General features: G+C 67.0%; 13 protein-coding genes. 5 read left to right on the forward strand and 8 right to left on the reverse strand.

Features of this window, described 5'->3' with window-relative positions; all coding sequences use genetic code 11:
- Window positions 1-18 precede the first annotated feature (18 nt).
- Complete coding sequence (locus HPC46_RS20665; protein ID WP_179473332.1) at window positions 19-645, forward strand: SRPBCC family protein; 627 nt, start codon at window positions 19-21, stop codon at window positions 643-645.
- Window position 646: 1 nt separating this feature from the next.
- Here the strand turns inward: HPC46_RS20665 and HPC46_RS20670 are convergent, their stop codons facing one another.
- Complete coding sequence (locus HPC46_RS20670) at window positions 647-1,630, reverse strand: Acg family FMN-binding oxidoreductase (protein WP_179473334.1); 984 nt, start codon at window positions 1,628-1,630, stop codon at window positions 647-649.
- A 133-nt stretch (window positions 1,631-1,763) separates the two neighbouring features.
- Here HPC46_RS20670 and HPC46_RS20675 point away from each other — a divergent pair, with 133 nt between their 5' ends.
- The 3 genes from HPC46_RS20675 to mgtA are packed head-to-tail and all read left to right on the forward strand — an operon-like array spanning window position 1,764 to window position 8,159.
- On the forward strand, window positions 1,764-3,221 hold the full coding sequence (locus HPC46_RS20675; RefSeq protein ID WP_179473336.1) for a bifunctional aminoglycoside phosphotransferase/ATP-binding protein: 1,458 nt from the start codon (window positions 1,764-1,766) through the stop codon (window positions 3,219-3,221).
- A 26-nt stretch (window positions 3,222-3,247) separates the two neighbouring features.
- Window positions 3,248-5,542 carry a phosphoenolpyruvate synthase gene (gene ppsA / locus HPC46_RS20680; protein WP_179473338.1) on the forward strand — a complete coding sequence of 765 codons (2,295 nt, stop codon included), beginning with the start codon at window positions 3,248-3,250 and terminating at the stop codon, window positions 5,540-5,542.
- Window positions 5,520-8,159 (forward strand): magnesium-translocating P-type ATPase, encoded by a 2,640-nt coding sequence (mgtA, locus tag HPC46_RS20685; protein WP_179473340.1) that lies wholly within the window; start codon window positions 5,520-5,522, stop codon window positions 8,157-8,159. Before ppsA ends, mgtA begins: the two co-directional genes overlap by 23 nt.
- A gap of 5 nt (window positions 8,160-8,164) precedes the next feature.
- On the opposite strand, the gene HPC46_RS20690 is transcribed toward mgtA, so the two are convergent.
- The 7 genes from HPC46_RS20690 to HPC46_RS20720 form a co-directional block, all read right to left on the reverse strand.
- A complete protein-coding gene (locus tag HPC46_RS20690) occupies window positions 8,165-9,577 on the reverse strand; it encodes a WS/DGAT/MGAT family O-acyltransferase (protein ID WP_179473342.1) in 1,413 nt (470 codons plus the stop codon).
- A gap of 85 nt (window positions 9,578-9,662) precedes the next feature.
- Complete coding sequence (locus HPC46_RS20695) at window positions 9,663-11,048, reverse strand: acyl-CoA dehydrogenase family protein (protein WP_179473344.1); 1,386 nt, start codon at window positions 11,046-11,048, stop codon at window positions 9,663-9,665.
- 153 nt (window positions 11,049-11,201) lie between these two features.
- Window positions 11,202-12,488, reverse strand: a complete 1,287-nt coding sequence (locus HPC46_RS20700; RefSeq protein ID WP_179473346.1) for an MFS transporter — start codon at window positions 12,486-12,488, stop codon at window positions 11,202-11,204.
- A gap of 71 nt (window positions 12,489-12,559) precedes the next feature.
- On the reverse strand, window positions 12,560-13,360 hold the full coding sequence (locus HPC46_RS20705) for an ABC transporter permease (protein ID WP_179473348.1): 801 nt from the start codon (window positions 13,358-13,360) through the stop codon (window positions 12,560-12,562).
- The gene (locus tag HPC46_RS20710; protein ID WP_325096718.1) at window positions 13,360-14,211 is read right to left on the reverse strand and encodes an ABC transporter permease; all 852 of its coding nucleotides are present in this window, start codon (window positions 14,209-14,211) and stop codon (window positions 13,360-13,362) included. The genes HPC46_RS20705 and HPC46_RS20710 overlap by 1 nt, the downstream gene beginning before the upstream one ends.
- A complete protein-coding gene (locus HPC46_RS20715; protein WP_179473352.1) occupies window positions 14,190-15,386 on the reverse strand; it encodes an ABC transporter substrate-binding protein in 1,197 nt (398 codons plus the stop codon). Before HPC46_RS20715 ends, HPC46_RS20710 begins: the two co-directional genes overlap by 22 nt.
- Before the next feature lie 14 nt (window positions 15,387-15,400).
- On the reverse strand, window positions 15,401-16,432 hold the full coding sequence (locus HPC46_RS20720; RefSeq protein WP_179473354.1) for an ABC transporter ATP-binding protein: 1,032 nt from the start codon (window positions 16,430-16,432) through the stop codon (window positions 15,401-15,403).
- Window positions 16,433-16,604: 172 nt separating this feature from the next.
- Here HPC46_RS20720 and HPC46_RS20725 point away from each other — a divergent pair, with 172 nt between their 5' ends.
- On the forward strand, window positions 16,605-17,330 hold the full coding sequence (locus HPC46_RS20725; RefSeq protein ID WP_179473356.1) for a DUF1906 domain-containing protein: 726 nt from the start codon (window positions 16,605-16,607) through the stop codon (window positions 17,328-17,330).
- Window positions 17,331-17,400 lie beyond the last annotated feature (70 nt).

Here is a 17,400-nt window from a genome sequence, read left to right on the forward strand (position 1 = left end):
GTCGGCAAGACTGGAGGCATGTGGAAGAGCGTGGTCACAACGGCGCTCGCCGGGGCCGGACTGTATGGGGCCCGGCGTTTCTACCGCAATTGGGGCACCACCAAGGCGGAGTGTGAAACACCGCTTCCCGGCGACGAACTGGTCGCGCGCCCGGCGGTCCAGACCACCGAGGGCGTGTGGATCGACGCGCCCCCTGATGCGGTGTGGCCGTGGTTGGTCCAGATGGGCCAGGATCGCGGCGGTCTGTACAGCTATGAGGCCCTGGAGAACCTCGTCGGGCTCAAGATCCGCAACGCCGATCGCATTCATGACGAATGGCAGCGGCTTGCCGTCGGCGACGTCGTCCGACTGGTGCCCCGCGGCTGGATGGGTTTGCGCGACGGGCTGGCGCTGCCGGTGGCGCAGATCATCGAGGGTCAGTCGATCGTGCTGCGGATCGATCCGGCCAGCATGCCGTGGGACGGCGTGTGGTCGTTTCACGTCATGCCACGTTGGGAGGACCGCTGCCGGCTTCTGGTGCGCAGCCGTTCGGGCCTGCGCAGGCCCGGTGAGGTGCTCGGCTCCGAACTGTCCGGGCCGGTCGTGTCGCTGATGACCCGCGGGATGATGCTCGGCATCAAGCGTCGTGCGGAGGCCGCACGCTAGGTCAGTCGCGGAATTCCAGCACGTCCGACAGTGGACGCCGCGGTGTGGCCGGCGGCAACTGGGCGATCGACGGGGCCAGTCCGATGCGGATCAGCAGTTGCGGATCGTCGTCGGCTCCGGTCAGGGCGCGCACGACATCGCGACTGGCTTCCAGTTCGGTCATGTGCGTCAGCGTGCAGGTGGCCAGGCCGGCCAGGGTTGCTTCCAGCAGCACCGTCGAGAGCGCCTGGCCGCAGCCCAGCGCGTCGCGGCGGGAGTCTCCGTAGGTCGACAGCACGACGATCTTGGACTGGTCATGGTCGACCTCGGGCCGCCGGTCGGGAAGCTCACCCGCCGGAAAAGCGCGGGCAACGTCGACACGGTCGCGCTCGGCCACCGACACCAAATTGCTGTACGGCACCCCATCGGATACCTCGTAGGGTGCTGTCCACCAGTGCAATTCGGCATGGTAGGAGGAGTCGTAGCGGCGCAACGACTCGGTCAGCCGGGACGCCTCGGCCAGCTGTGGCCGCACCGTGTCGGGCAGCACGTGCAGTGCGGCCTGTTCACCGTCGATCACGTCGGCCAGCACCTGTTCGAACGCGGTCCAGTTGGGTGGGGGAGCGAACGGCAGCCGGTCGGTATGCCGGGTCAGGATGGCGTCGGCGCGGGCACGCTCCGCATCGGTGACGAACTCCAGCGGGCTGAAGTCGACGGTGGCCAGATGTTCGGGCGCATTGGGGTTGGGAAACCGGGCGATGTTCGCCTGCCACCCGGCGGCCGCGACGGCGACCTTCAGATGGTCGAGCACTGCGCCGCAGCTGATGATCGCCTCCCGGCCCGACAGGTCGGTGGCATGCGGTACCCGGTGGGCTTCGAGAAACAGTTTCAGCGAGGACCCTTCGGCCACCCAGTGCCACGGCTGGCTGTTGTGCACCGACGGCGCACGGCAGGCCAGTTCCACCGCGTTCGCCATCACCTGGGGGTCGGGTGCCGATTTGGCCATGGGCTATCACCCGCTTTCTGTCCTGGGATAAAGCCTAGGAGTGAGAGGTCGCGGCGACAGGGGCCGGAAGTCACTTCAGTTGTGGCCGGAGGACCGCTGTGGCCACGGTGGCTGCGGGGCGAGGATCGGACTCATGGGATCCCAGCCACAGATCGCTGAAACCCACACCGGAATGGTGTTCTTGGTGGGCGATCGGGCATACAAGATCAAGAAGCCCGTCGTCACCGATTTCCTCGACTTCTCCACCCGCGAACGCCGTGAGCAGGCCTGCGCCCACGAGCTCGCCCTCAACAGCCGGCTGGCACCCGACAGTTATCTGGGCGTCGGCCACTTCAGCGCACCTGGCGGTGATTCCGAGCCGGTCATCGTCATGGTCCGCCATCCCGACGAGCTGCGGTTGTCGACGATGGTGCGTGGCGGCGAGCCGGTGGCCGATCACCTGTCCGCGGTGGCGCTGGTGCTCTGCCGCTTCCACGCGTCGGCCTCCCGCGGCCGTGAGGTTGATGCGCAGGGCCGGGTGGACGCGATCACCGCGCGCTGGCAGGAGAATCTCGCCGAGCTGCAGCGCTATGCCGGCGGCGGGGTCCCGGGTCTGGACCCGGGCCTTGTGGGGGAAATCGACCGGTTGGCAAACGATTTCATCGCCGGACGCGCGGTGCTGTTCGCCAGGCGAATCGGTGCGCGCAAGATGGTCGACGGTCATGCCGATCTGCTGGCCGACGACATCTTCTGTCTCGAGGAGGGTCCGGCGCTGCTGGACTGCTTGGAATTCGATGACCATCTCCGCTACGTCGATATCATCGACGATGCCGCGTTCTTGGCCATGGACCTGGAATTCCTCGGCCGTCCCGACCTTGCCGCGTTGTTCCTGAGCAGATATGCCGAGTTGGCCGATGACGACGCGCCGGTCTCGTTGCGGGACTTCTACATCGCCTACCGTGCGGTCGTGCGCGCGAAGGTCGACTGCGTGCGTCACAGCCAGGGGCGTGACGGCGCCGCCGCGGATGCCCGGCGTCATCTCGAGATCGCCCGCGATCACCTGCGCGCTGGTGCAGTCCGCCTGATCCTGGTCGGCGGCGGGCCGGGAACGGGTAAGACGACGCTGGCCCGTTCGCTTGCCGAAGAGATTGGCGCACAGGTGATCTCCACCGACGACGTCCGTGCCGAGATGGTCCGGCTCGGTGAAATCACCGGCGAGCCGGGGACGCTCGACGGAGGTCTGTACACGCCGGAGAACATCGACGCGGTGTACAGCGGTGTGCTGCGCCGGGCTCACCTGGCGCTGTGCGAAGGTCGCAGCGTCGTCCTCGACGGCACGTGGCAGGATCCGCGCCATCGCGAACAAGCTCGGCAATTGGCCGCCGACAACGTGGCGGTGCCGCTCGAGTTCGCCTGCGCCGCACCGCTGGATGCTGCCGTCGCCCGGGTACGCGGACGCACCGAAACCGCATCCCAGGTGACCCCGGAGATCACCACTGCCCTGGCCGACCGAGACGAGGGCGTGTGGGCAGGCGCGCATCGCCTCGACACCACCCGGCCGCACGCCGTTTCTGTGGCCGAAGCCCGGGATGTCTGCATCCTGGGTATCTGACCCACCACTGTTCGAGGAGACCTGACATGCCGAGCCATTACGTCGAGGACATCGCCGCGCTGAGAATGAGCGACGCAGAGGAGGCCGGCGGCAAGGGCGCCAACATGGGTGAGATGGTGTCCGCGGGACTGCCGGTACCCCCGGGCTTCGTGTTGCTCCGCGACTGCTATCTGGCATCGATACAGGCCGCCGGTGTGGCCGACGAGCTCAACGCCGCACACCGCGAGGCCATGACGTTCGTCGGTGACACCGACCGGCTGACCGAGGTGTGCCGGCAGATGCAGACTCTGGTGCAGAAGGCGGGGATGGCCGACGATGTCCGCGAGAGCGTGCTGGCCGCCTATCGCCGGCTGGGCTCGGACACCATTGTGGCGGTGCGCTCCTCGGCCACCGGGGAAGACGGCGCCGACGCATCGTTCGCGGGTATGAACGCCACCTTCACCAACATCAGCGGTGAGGACGAACTGCTCGACGCTGTCCAGAACTGCTGGGCCTCGCTGTTCGCTCCCCGGGTTGTCGCCTATCGCGCCAGCCGCGGATTCACTACGGACCCGGCGATGGCGGTCGTCGTGCAGACCATGATCGCCTCGGAGCGGGCCGGAGTGGCGTTCACCGCCGACCCGACCACCGACGCCGAGGACCGGGTGGTCATCGAGGGAGCCTTCGGCCAGGGTGAAGTCGTGGTGTCCGGCTCGGTGGAACCCGACACCTACGTGGTGTCGAAGGAGAGCGGTGAAATTCTCTCGCGGCGAATCGGATACAAGTCGTTCAAGATCATCCGCGGTGCCGACGGCAGCGACCAAACCGTCGACTTGTCCGAGACGGACCGGCAGGCGCAGGTGCTCTCCGATGACGAGGTGCGCGCGATCGCCGACATCGCTGTCAGAAGTGAGCGGCACAGCGGCTGCCCGCAGGACACCGAGTGGGCGATCGCCGGTGGCAAGACCTGGATCGTGCAGACCCGTCCGATCACCACGCTGCACCGGGCGGGCAAACCCGCGCCGGAGACTCATGACGTCGTCGCCCAAGGCCTGCCCGCGGTGCCCGGCGAGGCATCCGGCGTCGTACGTGTGCTGACCGATGTCGCCGACGGTGCACGCCTGCAGGACGGCGAGGTGCTGGTGGCTCAGATGACCAATCCGGACTGGCTGCCGACCATGCGCCGGGCCTGCGCGCTGGTGACCGACACCGGCGGGATGACATGTCACGCCGCCATCGTCGCCCGCGAGCTGGGCGTGCCCTGCATCGTGGGCGCCCGCACCGCTACGGCCGATCTGAAAGACGGCATGGTAGTCACCGTCGACGGCACCCACGGCCGGGTGCTCACCGGCCGCACAACCGGTGGAGCCCAGAGCGCGCCGGTCGCCGCGCCGATGGTTGCCGTCGCCCAGTCTTCGGAAGTGACCGCCACCAAGATCTACGTCAACCTCGCGATGCCGGACAGCGCCGAACGTGTTGCGGCCCAAGACGTCGACGGCGTCGGGTTGCTGCGGGCGGAGTTCATCCTCACCGACGCCCTGCGCAACCGGCATCCGCGCGACCTGATCGCCAGGGGCGAGCAGGAAAGCCTGGTCGATGCGCTGGCCGCCGCGGTCGGGCGGATCGCGGCGGCCTTCGCGCCCCGGCCGGTCGTCTACCGGGCAACCGACTTCCGCACCAACGAGTTCCGCGGCCTGCAGGGCGGCGAGGCCTTCGAGCCCGTCGAGCACAACCCGATGATCGGCTATCGGGGTTGCTACCGCTACGTCAAGGAGCCCGACGTCTTCGCGCTGGAGTTGCGCGCGCTGGCCCGGGTGCGTGATGAAAACCCCAACCTGCACTTGATGATTCCGTTCGTGCGGACGAAATGGGAACTCGAGGAGTGCCTGTCGCTGGTGGATGCCAGCCCACTGGGCCGCCAGCGTGGTCTGCATCGCTGGGTGATGGCCGAGGTGCCCTCGGTGGTGCACTGGCTGCCCGAGTACGTGGGCATGGGCATCGACGGGGTGTCGATCGGCAGTAACGATCTGACCCAGCTGATGCTCGGCGTGGACCGTGACTCGGATCTGTGCGCCGAGTTGTTCGACGAGTCCGACGCCGCGGTGCTGGACGCGATCGGCCGCATCATTTCCACGGCGCGCCGGTTGGGGATAACGTCGTCGCTGTGTGGTCAGGCGCCATCAACCAAACCTGCCTTCGCCGAACATCTTGTGCGGATGGGCATCACCTCGATCTCGGTGAACCCCGACGCGGCCGATCGTGCGCGGCGCACGGTCGCGGCCGCCGAGCGCCGTCTGCTCCTGGAATCGGCGCTGGCCGGTGACGGCAACCGTTCCCGATGATCGCGCACAGGCGCCCGGTACCGCGGCGCTGACCGCCGCAGAGGCTGCGGCCGCACCGCTGGCCGAGGTGCTCGACCGGCTGCAGACCTCGGCGCAGGGGTTGTCCGGTTCCGAGGCGGCGGTCCGCCAGGCGCGCTGGGGTCCCAATTCACTTCGAACCCACCGGGTCAGCGCGTGGGCGGTACTCCGCAGGCAACTGAACAACGCCGTGCTCGCCCTGCTGGCGGCGACGGCGGTGCTGTCGTTCTTCCTCGGCGATTCCACCCAGGCGGTGATCATCGGGGTGATCCTGGTCGTCAGCATCGGGCTGGGCTTCCTCAACGAATACCGTGCCGAACGTGCCACCGCCGCGCTGCACTCGAGTGTGCGGCACAACGCGGTCGTGCGCCGCGACGGGCACTTTGTCAAGCTCGACGTCAACGAACTGGTGCCAGGTGACATCATCCGACTGACTCTTGGTGAGTTGGTTCCCGCCGACGTGCGGCTGGTCACCGTCAACGGGCTCGAGTGCAACGAAAGCATCCTGACCGGCGAGTCCACCGCCACCGAGAAATCCACGGCGCCAACAGATCCTGATGCGTCGCTGGCGGAATGCGTGGACCTGGCCTTCATGGGAACCGTCGTCAGCGCCGGCGATGCGACGGCCGTGGTGTACGCCACCGGCTTGGACGCGCAGTTCGGCAAGATTGCGGCCGGACTGGGGGAGCGGCAGCCCGAAACCGACTTCCAGGCCGGGCTGCGACGGTTCTCGTATCTGCTTCTTCAGGTGGCGATCACGTTGACCGTGATGATTCTGGTCACCAACTTGCTGCTGCGTCGTCCGGTGATCGATTCGGTGTTGTTCGCGCTCGCCATCGCGGTCGGCATCACCCCGCAGCTGCTGCCCGCCGTTGTCAGCACCAGCCTGGCCACCGGGTCGCGGCGGCTGGCCCGGCTCAAGGTTCTGGTCAAGCGACTGGTGTGCATCGAAGACCTCGGGGACATCGACATCCTGATCACCGACAAGACCGGCACCCTGACCGAAGGGCGCATCACCCTCGTCGAAGCAGTCGACCCGTCCGGGGTGACCTCGGAGGCCGTGTTGCGCAAGGGATTGCTGGCCACCGATGTCGATCCGGAGTGCGGTGGGACCAGTGCCAATGAGCTCGATGCCGCCTTGTGGGACTGTGACGCGGGCCGCCAGGTGGTCACCAAGGGCGCCCACCGCATCGGCGAGCTGCCGTTCGATCACACCCGCCGGGCCACCTCTGCGCTCGTCGACGACGCCGGTGGCCGGGTGCTGATCGTCAAGGGCGCGCCCGAACAGGTGCTCACCTGTTGCGCGGTGGTGCCCGGCGGCGTCGAGCCTTTGCTGGACAGGCTGTTCGGTCAGGGGCGGCGGGTGGTCGCGGTGGCCAGCCGACCGGCCCCCGGATTGTCGGCCATCACCGCCGCCGACGAGACCGGACTGATGCTGGACGGCTTTCTGGTGTTCGCCGACCCGCCCAAACCGGCGGCGCGTGACTCGCTGGCCCGGCTGGCCGAACTGGGCATCGAGGTGAAAGTCGCGACCGGGGACAACGCGCAGGTGGCCGAAAAGGTCTGCGCCGAACTGGGTTTACCGTCCAAAGGCGTGATCACCGGGAGTGAACTGGCCGAGCTGGACGATGCCGGATTCGAGGCTGCCGCCCAGAACGCGAGCGTGTTCGCCCGCATCTCACCTGAACAGAAGGCGCGGCTGATCACCGTACTGCGCCGCACCGGGCGGTCGGTGGGCTTCCTCGGCGACGGTGTCAACGATGCGCTGGCCCTGCACTCCGCTGATGTGGGAATCTCCGTCGACACGGCCACCGATGTCGCCAAGGACGCCGCAGATGTGGTGCTGCTGGAGAAGGACCTCGGTGTGCTGGCCACCGGTGTGGCCGAAGGCCGGCGGATCTTCGCCAACACCGTCAAGTATGTGCTGATGGGCACGTCGAGCAACTTCGGCAACATGTTCTCGGCGGCGGCGGCATCGGCGGTGCTGACGTTCCTGCCGATGCTGCCCGGCCAGATCCTGCTCAACAACCTGCTGTACGACTCTTCACAGCTGGCGATCCCGACCGACCGGGTCGACGAGGAGCAATTGCATGCGCCATCGCACTGGAACATCGCATTCATCCGGCGATTCATGCTGACGTTCGGGCCGATCAGCTCGCTGTTCGACTTTGTGACGTTCGGGTTGATGCTCGGTGTATTGCATGCCGGGCCAACCGAATTCCGTACCGGCTGGTTCGTCGAGTCGCTGGCCACTCAAACCCTCATCATCTTCGCGATCCGCACCCGCAGGGTACCGTTCCTGCGCAGCCGGCCCGGCGGTGTGCTGACGGTGGCGACCTTCGCGGTCATCGCCATCGGATTCGCGTTGACCATTTCTCCGCTCGCCCGCCCGCTGGGGTTCACCCCGCTGCCGTGGCAGTTCTACGGCGCGTTGGTCCTGCTGACCGTGGCATACCTGGTGCTGGTGGAGATCACCAAAATGGTGTTCTACGCCGAACCGATGCATCTGACCGGGCCGCTGCGGACCCGGGGTATCGAACACCGAATTGGACGGCGCGCAGCACGTTTCAGTCACAGCGGCCGGCTACGGCAGCGCTGAGGTGGTCAGCCGCTGGACAGCAACAGCAGATCGCCCTTGCGCCGGGAGCGGCCGCCGGCCTTGGCCAGCCGGTGCAGGCGCTGCACCCCCCGCTCGATACCGGTGGTGAGCTCGTGCACGTCCGGAGCGGCGTCGAAGTCGACCAGCAGCCCGAACGTCAGCTCGTCGGCATAGCTGAAGACGGCGATGCCGGTGCGAAAGCCGGCGGCGATCGGCGGGATGGGCAGCAATCGAAGGACCTTGTGTCCCATCATCGTCACCGGCTGGCGGGGTCCGGGCACATTGGTCACGACGGTGACCACCGATCGCTGTGGGAGCCTCGACAACAGCCGGACGGTCCACGCGGTCACGGGGAACGGAATGAGGTTCGATGCCCACAGCATCATGCTGCCGGCCTGTCGCTGCCCGCTGGACTTGGCCGCCGTCAGCCGCTCGTGTACCGCCCGCAACCGCTGCAACGGGTCGGCGACGTCGACGGGCAGCAGCGGCAGCATCAGTGACACCCGGTTGTCGGGAACATCCATGGCGTCCGGGGCGCGCACCGACACCGGGACCAGCGTGCGCAGCGAGTCCGGGCGCGGTTTCAGGCCGCGGCGCAACAGTGCGGCCCGGTAGCTGTCGGTGACCGCGGCCAGCGCGACATCGTTGACCGTCGTCCCCAAGGTGTGGGCGGTCTCTTCGACATCGCGCAGCTTCACCACCGCCGAGCCGTAGCGGCGCAGGTCGCCCACGGGGCCATTGAGTGCGGATGGGGCGGCGGGGTGCAGTAGGCCGGCGGTGAGCTCGGCGGCTCCACCCGCCACGCGCAGCGCCACCTTGCCGGCCCCGGCCGAGAATCGCAGCGAATCACCGATCCAATCAAGGGGATTCAGGCTGGGTAGTCGGAACCCGGCACGGGCACGCGGGTGCTTCGCGGCCCCGATGGCAGTCGCGAAACTGGCGACGTCGGTATCGTCGCAGAGCCCACTGAGCAGGTTGCTTGCCGAGATCCCGTCGGCCAGTGCGTGGTGCACCTTGATCAGCAGTGCCCAGCGATCCTCGGTCAACCCCTCGATGACCCAGCATTCCCACAGCGGGCGCCCCCGATCCAGTCTGCGCTCCATGATCGTGGCGACCTCGGCGTACAGTGCCGCGTCGTCACCGGGGTTCGGAAGTGCGCTGCGGCGCACGTGATGCGTCAGGTCGAACGCCGGATCGTCGGCCCATTCCGGTGCCGTCAGATCAAGCGGGTGGGTGCGCAACACCTGAGTGGCGCGCGGATTGGCCAGCAGGCGGGTGCCGATGGTGTCCAGCAGCGCACTGAATTCCGGTGGGGGCCCGGCCAACACCGCTACGCCACCGATGGCGAGACTGACATGGGGGTTGGTGTCCTCGAGCTGCAGGAATCCGGCGTCCAATGTTGTGAGCTGCCCAGCCATCGCCGACCCTTCCGTAACCTTGCAGTTCAGTGTGCCCAGCTCGGCGACGGCCGCAGCAGGGCCGGAAGTCACCGGATATCGGGCCTCAGCGGCGCGGTGGGGCAAGGATCTTCATCGCCATGCGCATCGCCGGTTCGGGAACGCGGTCGCGCATGGCCAACGCCGCGCTGGCAACCCGGCCGCGGGCAGGGGTGCCGCGGCCGAACCAACGGTTGAGCGGCCCGCCAGACGGTTCGAGCTCGACGTGCATGGGCGGCCCGCCGTCGGCGGCGCCGAGAGCCGAGGAGATCACGACGCGCTGGATCTCACTGGTGCCCTCGAAAATCGTGTAAAGCTTGGCGTCGCGGTACCACTTCTCCACGGGATGATCAGTGATGTACCCCCAGCCGCCCATGGTCTGGATGGCGCGCTCGGTGGTCTTCACCGCGATCTCGCTGGCGGCCAGCTTGGCCATCGAACCTTCGCCCCGCTCGAACGGCACGCTGTTGGCGGCCATCCACGATGCGCGCCACGTGAGCAACCGGGCGGCGTCGATACCGGTCGCCAGGTCGGCCAGGGGGAAGGCGATACCCTGATTGTCGATGATCGGGGCGCCGAACGCTTCCCGCCGATTCGCGTAGGTCGTCATGTATTCCAAAGCAGCACGGGCGATTCCGAGAGCCTGGGCCGCCACCATCGGACGGGTCTGTTCGAACGTGCCCAGCGTCGCCGAACCCGAACGCCGACCGCCCGTGGCCATTGCTTCACGAGTCTTGGCGAGCTTGTGCTCGAGCTTGTCGGGCCCGCCGAGCAGATTCTCGCCGGGAATGCGCACGCCCGCGAACTTCAGCTCAGCCGTGTGGGAGGCACGGCAGCCGAGCTTGTCGAGCTTGCGGACCAGCTCCAAACCCGGTGTGCCGCCGGGCACCACGAACAGCGCCTGGCCCCGGTGACCCAGCTCCTCGTCGACGACGGCGTTGACGACGTGGACGTTGGCGATACCGCCGTTGCCGATCCACATCTTGTGCCCGTCGATGACCCAGTCGTCGCCGTCGCGGCGGGCGCGGGTGCGCAGATTGCGGACGTCGCTGCCGCCCTCAGGTTCGGAGATCGCCAACGCGGCCAGCTTCAGATCGCCGGGCGTGCCGAAACATTCGGGTGCCCATGTCAGCATCTGCTCCGGGGTGGCGGCCTGACCGATCGCCGAGAGCGCCAACGCCGGCATCACCACCGCCAGACCGATTCCGGCGCAACCCCAGAACAGTTCCTCCATGAACATCGGCAGCGACAGGCCGGTCGGGTCGCCGATCAGATCCCGGTAGAACAGTGGACTGTAGAAGCCACGGACCGCCGCCTCTTCGAGAACGGGCCACGGGAAGTCCTGGCGTCGGTCGTACTCGCCGGCCACCGGGCGGATGCAGTGTTCGGCGAATTCGTGTGTGCGGCGAGCCAGGTCGTGCTGTGCGGTCGTCGGCGTGAGGTCCAGACCCATCGTGCGTCCCTTCGACGCCTGGGTGATACCTCCGGTATGCCGTGATCAAACGTCGTGCGAACGGGCTGAGAAAGTTGGAGCCCGGGCTGCCGCGGAGTCGGGTTGCACGGCAGCTCGGGGCTGACTGGGATATCGATGCTCGTTCGGCGCGCGTTACCGCCTGGTCGCCGGGTGCAGTTCGCCGTCGCTGAAGAACTCGAGTAGGTAGCGGCTCTCCTCGATATCGCCGATCGTGCGCCGGGCCTTCTTCCGGGTGATCAGGATGCCGAGCGCGGCCAGTGCCCACACCAGGTACTGCACACACCACGCCAGTCGGAACGAGTCGAACGAGTAGCCGCCGGTCGCGCCGATGATCATGCCCATCGCCTGCATCACCAGCAGCGAGGCCAGGAAGCCGCCCATGTTCACCGCGCCCTGGGCGGTACCCAGCGTGGACCGCGGGTTGAACGTGCGGGCGAAGTCGAAGCCGACCATGGATCCCGGCCCGCCGACGGAGATCACCGCGATCAGAACCACCAGCAGCCAATGCGGCGCGGGCGAGGGCAGTGCGAGTACAACGGTCCACACCAGCGCATTGCTGCCGATGATGCCCAGCACCAAACGTGAGCGCCGGTGCGGGTGACGCCCGGTGACGATCCCGATCACCACTCCCGACACGATCGCCGCGACCACCGAGATGGTCAGGAGGGTGCCCGCGGCGCCACGCGAAAGATGTTGCGCCACCGTCAAATAAGGGACACCCCACATCAGTGCGAAAACGGTCACGGAGAACTGTGTGCCCATGTGGGTGAAGAAACCCAGCCGGGTGCCCGGCCGCATCCACACGGTCTTCACGCTGGCCAGCGTCTCGCGCACACCGGTCGGCGGGTCGTGGACGGTGACCCCGCTCGGGGTGTTCTTCACCAGCAGCAGCGTCAGCACCAGCGACAGCACGCCCAGCGCCGAGACGGCCGTGTAGGCGGGCGTCCATCCCAACCCGACCAGCAACGACAGGAACGGGACCGCGGACAGCACCTGACCGAGTTGCCCGCAGATGCCGGTCAGCTGGGTCACCAGCGGGATCTGGCGGGGCTTGAACCAGTGCGGAACCAGCCTCAGCACCGAGATGAACGTGAACGCGTCACCGAGGCCGACCACCGCACGGGCGGCGATCGCGGTGGGCAGCGAGACGGTGAAGGCGAGGGTCAGTTGCCCGGCGACCATCAGGGTGCCGCCGGCCAGGATCATCACCTTGGAGCCGTAGCGGTCCAGCAGCATGCCTGCGGGTATCTGGGCGGCGGCGTAGACGATGACCTGCAGCACGACGAACGTCGACAGCACACCCGGACTGGCCGAGAAGCGGTGGGCGGCGTCCAGGCCGGAGACGCCCAGGGTGGTCCGGTCCAGGACGGCGACGATGTAGGCCAACAATCCGGTCGACCACACCACCCAGGCCCGCACTGTCGATCACCCTTTCACCGATTCGCCTCACCAATCATCTCCCGGCGACGCAAATTGATTCCCGAGCCGGGTCAGACCCTGGTCGACGCCGGATCACCACCAAAGCGCTGTGCCAGCCACACCGGGATGACCGCGAGCAGGGTCAGTGCCGCGGCCACGACGTTGATGACCGGCGCTTGATTCGGCCGGAACAGGTTGCCGAAGATCCAGATCGGCAGCGTCTGCACCGTCGGTCCCGCGGTGAACGTGGTGACGACGATCTCGTCGAAGCTCAGCGCGAACGCCAGGATCGCACCGGCCAGCAGTGCGCCGCGCATCATCGGGAACGTCACGTACCGGAACGTCTGCCAGCCCGACGCGCCCAAGTCGGCCGACGCGTCCTCCAGCCCGGTGCCCAGCCGGCGCAGTCGCGCCTGGGTGTTGTTGAACACGATCACGATGCAGAACGTCGCGTGCCCGACGATGACCGTCGCCAGCCCCAACGTCATGCCCAGTGCCGAGGTGAACGTCGCATTCAGCGCGATACCGGTCACGATGCCCGGCAGCGTGATCGGCAACACCACCAGAAAGCTGATGGTCTGCCGCCCGAAGAAGCGGTAGCGCTGCACTGCGAACGCGGCCATGGTGCCCAGCACCAGTGCGAGCGCCGTCGCGCACAGACCCACCACCACCGAGTTGCCCAGCGAGTGCCACATGCCCTCGCTGGCCCAGGCGTCCGACCACCACCGCAACGTGAATCCGCTGGGCGGGAACGCGAAGGTCTTCGAGGAGTTGAAAGCGTTGACGACGACGAGCAGCAGCGGTGCATACAGGAACACCAGCACCAGGACCGTCCAGCCCCGGACCACCCGACGCATTCCGTTCGACAGCATCAGACGTTCTCCAACGCCCCGGTGCGCCGCATCGCCAACAGATAGAGCACGATCGCGGCCAACGGAATCAGTGACAGCGCCGCCGCCAGCGGCTGATTGTTGGCGGTCACCAGCTGCCCATAGATGATGTTGCCCAGCATCTGGGTCTTACCGCCGACGATCGTGACCGCGATGTAGTCACCCATCGACAGTGAGAAGGTGAAGATCGAACCGGCGGCGATCCCGGGAAACACCAACGGCGCCACAATGGTTCGCAGTGTGGTGAGATCCGAGGCGCACAGGTCGGCGCTGGCATCGATCAACGGGTCGGGCACCCGTTCGAAGGCGGCGAACACCGGGATCACCATGTAGGGCAGCCACAGGTAGGACAGCGTGAGCACCGTGGCGACCAGGCCGTAGCCCGGGGTGTAGCCCGCCACCCAGTTCAGCGGCCCCTCCGGGGAGAGCAGCATCCGCCAGGCGTAAGCCTTCACCAGATAGCTTGCCCACAGCGGCGTCGTCACCGCCACCACGAGGGCCAGCCGTACCCGCGGTGAGGCGACCTTGGCCATGTACAGCCCCAGCGGGACCGCGAGCACGATGCAGATCACCGTGACGCTCAACGCAATTCCTACCGTGCGCAGCGTCGCCGTGCGGAACACCGCTTCGGTGAGCACCCGCACGAAGTTGTCACTGGTGTAGGACCGCACCACCGCACCGGTGAAGGTGTCGGTGCTCCAGAAGGCCGAAAGTAGCAGTACACCAAGCGAACCCAGGTAGGCGACTACCAGCCAGGCCAGTGGCGGAACGAGCAGGAAGGCCAGCCGGATCCGCCGGCTCACCCCTTGGCTCAGCCCTTGATCTGCTGCCACTTGTCGACCCACTCGCTGTAGGCCGTGCAATTGTCGCCGCTGCCGTCCACGCACTGCTTCTGCGGAGTCGTCCAGTAACTGATCTTCTCGGCGTAGGCCGAATCGGTGGCGTGGTAGGTGTCGCAGAACGTCTTGTCCGCGGTGAACTCACAGGCCTTGGTCTGCGCCGGTGCCTCACCGAAGTATTCGGCAACCTGGGCGTTGATCTCCGGCGAGGTGATCCAGTCCATCCACTGGTACATGCAGTTGGGATTCTTGGCCTTCGACGACACCATCCAGGTGTCCGACCAACCCGTCGAACCCTCCTTGGGCAGCACGGTCGCGATCTTCACCTTGTTGTCGGACGTGATCATGTTGGCGATCACCTGCCAGGTGGTGCCGATCACCGAGGTCCCGGACTCGAAGGCCTGCACCGCTTTGGTGTAGTCCGACCAGTATTCGCCGATGTTGCCGTGCTGGGCCTTGAGCAGATCGACCGAGGCATTGAGCTGGTCCTCGGTCAGCGAGTACGGATTCTTGATTCCCAGTTCGGGTTTCGTCTTCGACAGGTACAGCGCGGCGTCGGCGATGTAGATGGGGGAGTCGTACGCGGTGACCTTGCCCTTGTACTCCGGTGCGCCGGGGAACACCGCGCCCCAGGTGTCGGGGGCACCCTTGACGACGTCGGTGTTGTACATCAGCAGGTTCGCGCCCCAGCCGTGCGGGATGCCGTACATCTGGCCGTTCACCGAGTTCCACTGCTTGTCTTTGAGGAACGCCGAGATGGTCTCGTAGTTGGGCACGAGTTTGGTGTTGACCGGGGCGACGTCGCCGGCGTAGATCAGCCGCAGGGTCGCGTCGCCGGAGGCTGACACACCGTCGTACTGGCCGGTGCGCATCAGTTGCACCATTTCGTCGGAGGTGTTGCCGATCTTGACGTTGACCTTGCAGCCGGTCTTCTGCTCGAACGGATGCACCCAGTCGACCTTGGGATCATTGGAGCCGTCCTCGGCGTAGCCGGGCCAGGCGATCAGGTTCAGCTGGCCCTCGCCCTTGCCGAGGGCCGACATCGGCTCCATTTTCGGTGGCGCCGTGGAACTTCCGCCACCGCCGGAGTTGTCGGAGCTCGAACAGGCGGCGACCAGTGCAGCGCACGCGACCAGCGCAACGCCGAGGCGACGGGTGGTGGTTCTCATGGTGAGCTCCTTTTCTATGCGGACAGGGATCGGACGGCAGTCGGTGGCCAAGCCAGGACGACAGTGGCGCCGTGGGCGATGTCGGTGGAGGTCTCCGCGGACAGCAGCGTCGCGGTCAGCGGGACCCCAGAGGCGTCGGCGGCCACCCGGGTGATCGGACCCGCGTACACCACCTCGGCGACTTCTGCTGTGACACTGCGCATTCCGTCGGGGACGGCCTCGCCCGGCGCCAGCAGCAGGATCCGCTCGGGTCGGATCGCGAACGTTCCGTCTCGCCCGACAAGGGCTTCGGCTCTGGCGCCGTCGACGACGTTGGAGGTTCCGACGAAATCCGCGACGAACCGGTTGGCCGGGTTCTCGTAGACCTCACGCGCCGCGCCGACCTGCTCGATGCGGCCGTTGTTGAACACTGCGAGCCGGTCGCACAGCGTGAGCGCCTCGTCCTGGTCGTGGGTCACGATCACGAAAGTGATGCCGACTTCGCGCTGAATTGCCTTGAGCTCCACCTGCATCTGCTCGCGCAGCTTGAGATCCAAAGCGCCCAGCGGCTCGTCGAGCAGCAGCACCTTGGGCCGGCCCACCAGTGCACGGGCCAGCGCGACGCGCTGCTGCTGACCGCCTGACAACTGGGCGGGTTTGCGGGCGGCGTGCCCGGCCAGCCGCACCATGTCGAGGGCGGCCCCGGTGCGTTGCCTGCGTTCGGCCTTGCCAACGCCTTTGACCTTCAGCCCGTATTCGACGTTCTGGGCGACTGTCATGTGCGGGAACAGTGCGTAGTCCTGGAAGACGGTGTTGGTGTCCCGCTTGGCCGGGGGCAAAGCGGTGACGTCGGCGCCGCCGAGGTGAACCGTGCCCGCCGTCGGCTGCTCGAAGCCCGCGATCATGCGCAGCACGGTGGTCTTGCCCGAACCCGACGGGCCCAGGATCGCGAACAGTTCGCCGTCGGCGACGGTCAGGTCCGCGCCTTCGACGGCGGTCACGTCGCCGAACACCTTTCGGACCCCGCGCAACTCGATCTGTGGTGACCGAGAAGTACCGGGCGGCATGGGTGGATCCTACGGATCACGTTGTCAAACCGCAGCGCCATAGCGGACTTCGCGGGTTGTGGCACGTCCTCGCCACTCGATTCGCGATCAGCTGTCATTGACGAAAAGGTGATGCAGATGTGACCGGTGACGTTGATGAGGATGTTGAGGCAATTGTCGTATTCTGAGGCGCGTGTTGGTGTCGCGCCGCGACGTGCTGAAATTGGCCGCCGTCACCCCCGCCGCGCTGGGCCTGGGGACGGCGCCCGCCGCGACCGCAGCCCCGGCCACCGCGACGACCACCCCGCTCGGCGTGCTGTTGGACTACGCCGCAGGCGTCATCAGCGCCGCTGACATCAAGGCCTGCGGCGCTCTCGGCGCAATCCGCTACGTCTCGGATCGACGGCCCGGCGGAGAGTGGATGCTGGGCAAGCCGATTCAACTGACCGAGGCCCGGGATCTCTATCAGGCCGGCTTGAAGATCGTGTCCAACTACCAGTTCGGCAAGCAGGACACCGCCGACTGGCTCGGCGGGCATCAGGCCGGGCTGACGCACGCCAAGCGCGGCTGGGCGCTGCACACCGCCGCCGGCGGCCCGGTCGCTGCCCCGATCTATGTGTCGATCGACGACGACCCGACCCTCGATCAGTACAAGACGCAGGTCGCGCCCTATCTGAGGGCGTGGGAAGCGGTGATCGGGCACCAGCGGGTGGGCGTGTACGGAAACTCGAAGACCATCGACTGGGCGCTGCAGGACGGCATCGGGTCGTGGTTCTGGCAGCACAACTGGGGTTCGCCGAAGGGCTACACGCACCCCGCCGCGCACCTGCACCAGGTCGAGATCGACAAGCGCAAGGTCGGCGGCGTCGGGGTGGACCTGAACCACATCCTGAAGCCGCAATTCGGCCAGTGGGACTGACTCAAAGGGCAAAACTTACTGGCTGGTAAGGAATTGCCAGCAAACTTCCCAACGCCATTCTGGTGAACAA

Source organism: Mycolicibacterium vinylchloridicum (genome assembly GCF_013404075.1).
Classification (GTDB): Bacteria; Actinomycetota; Actinomycetes; order Mycobacteriales; family Mycobacteriaceae; genus Mycobacterium; species Mycobacterium vinylchloridicum.

Coding starts and splice junctions, on each gene's coding strand:
- HPC46_RS20695 (WP_179473344.1), bottom strand. CDS start 11,048: ATGGGTCTGGACCTCACGCCGACGACCGCACAGCACGACCTGGCTCGC.
- HPC46_RS20705 (WP_179473348.1), bottom strand. CDS start 13,360: ATGCTGTCGAACGGAATGCGTCGGGTGGTCCGGGGCTGGACGGTCCTG.
- HPC46_RS20670 (WP_179473334.1), bottom strand. CDS start 1,630: ATGGCCAAATCGGCACCCGACCCCCAGGTGATGGCGAACGCGGTGGAA.
- ppsA (WP_179473338.1), top strand. CDS start 3,248: ATGCCGAGCCATTACGTCGAGGACATCGCCGCGCTGAGAATGAGCGAC.
- HPC46_RS20690 (WP_179473342.1), bottom strand. CDS start 9,577: ATGGCTGGGCAGCTCACAACATTGGACGCCGGATTCCTGCAGCTCGAG.
- HPC46_RS20675 (WP_179473336.1), top strand. CDS start 1,764: ATGGGATCCCAGCCACAGATCGCTGAAACCCACACCGGAATGGTGTTC.
- HPC46_RS20720 (WP_179473354.1), bottom strand. CDS start 16,432: ATGCCGCCCGGTACTTCTCGGTCACCACAGATCGAGTTGCGCGGGGTC.
- HPC46_RS20715 (WP_179473352.1), bottom strand. CDS start 15,386: ATGAGAACCACCACCCGTCGCCTCGGCGTTGCGCTGGTCGCGTGCGCT.
- HPC46_RS20665 (WP_179473332.1), top strand. CDS start 19: ATGTGGAAGAGCGTGGTCACAACGGCGCTCGCCGGGGCCGGACTGTAT.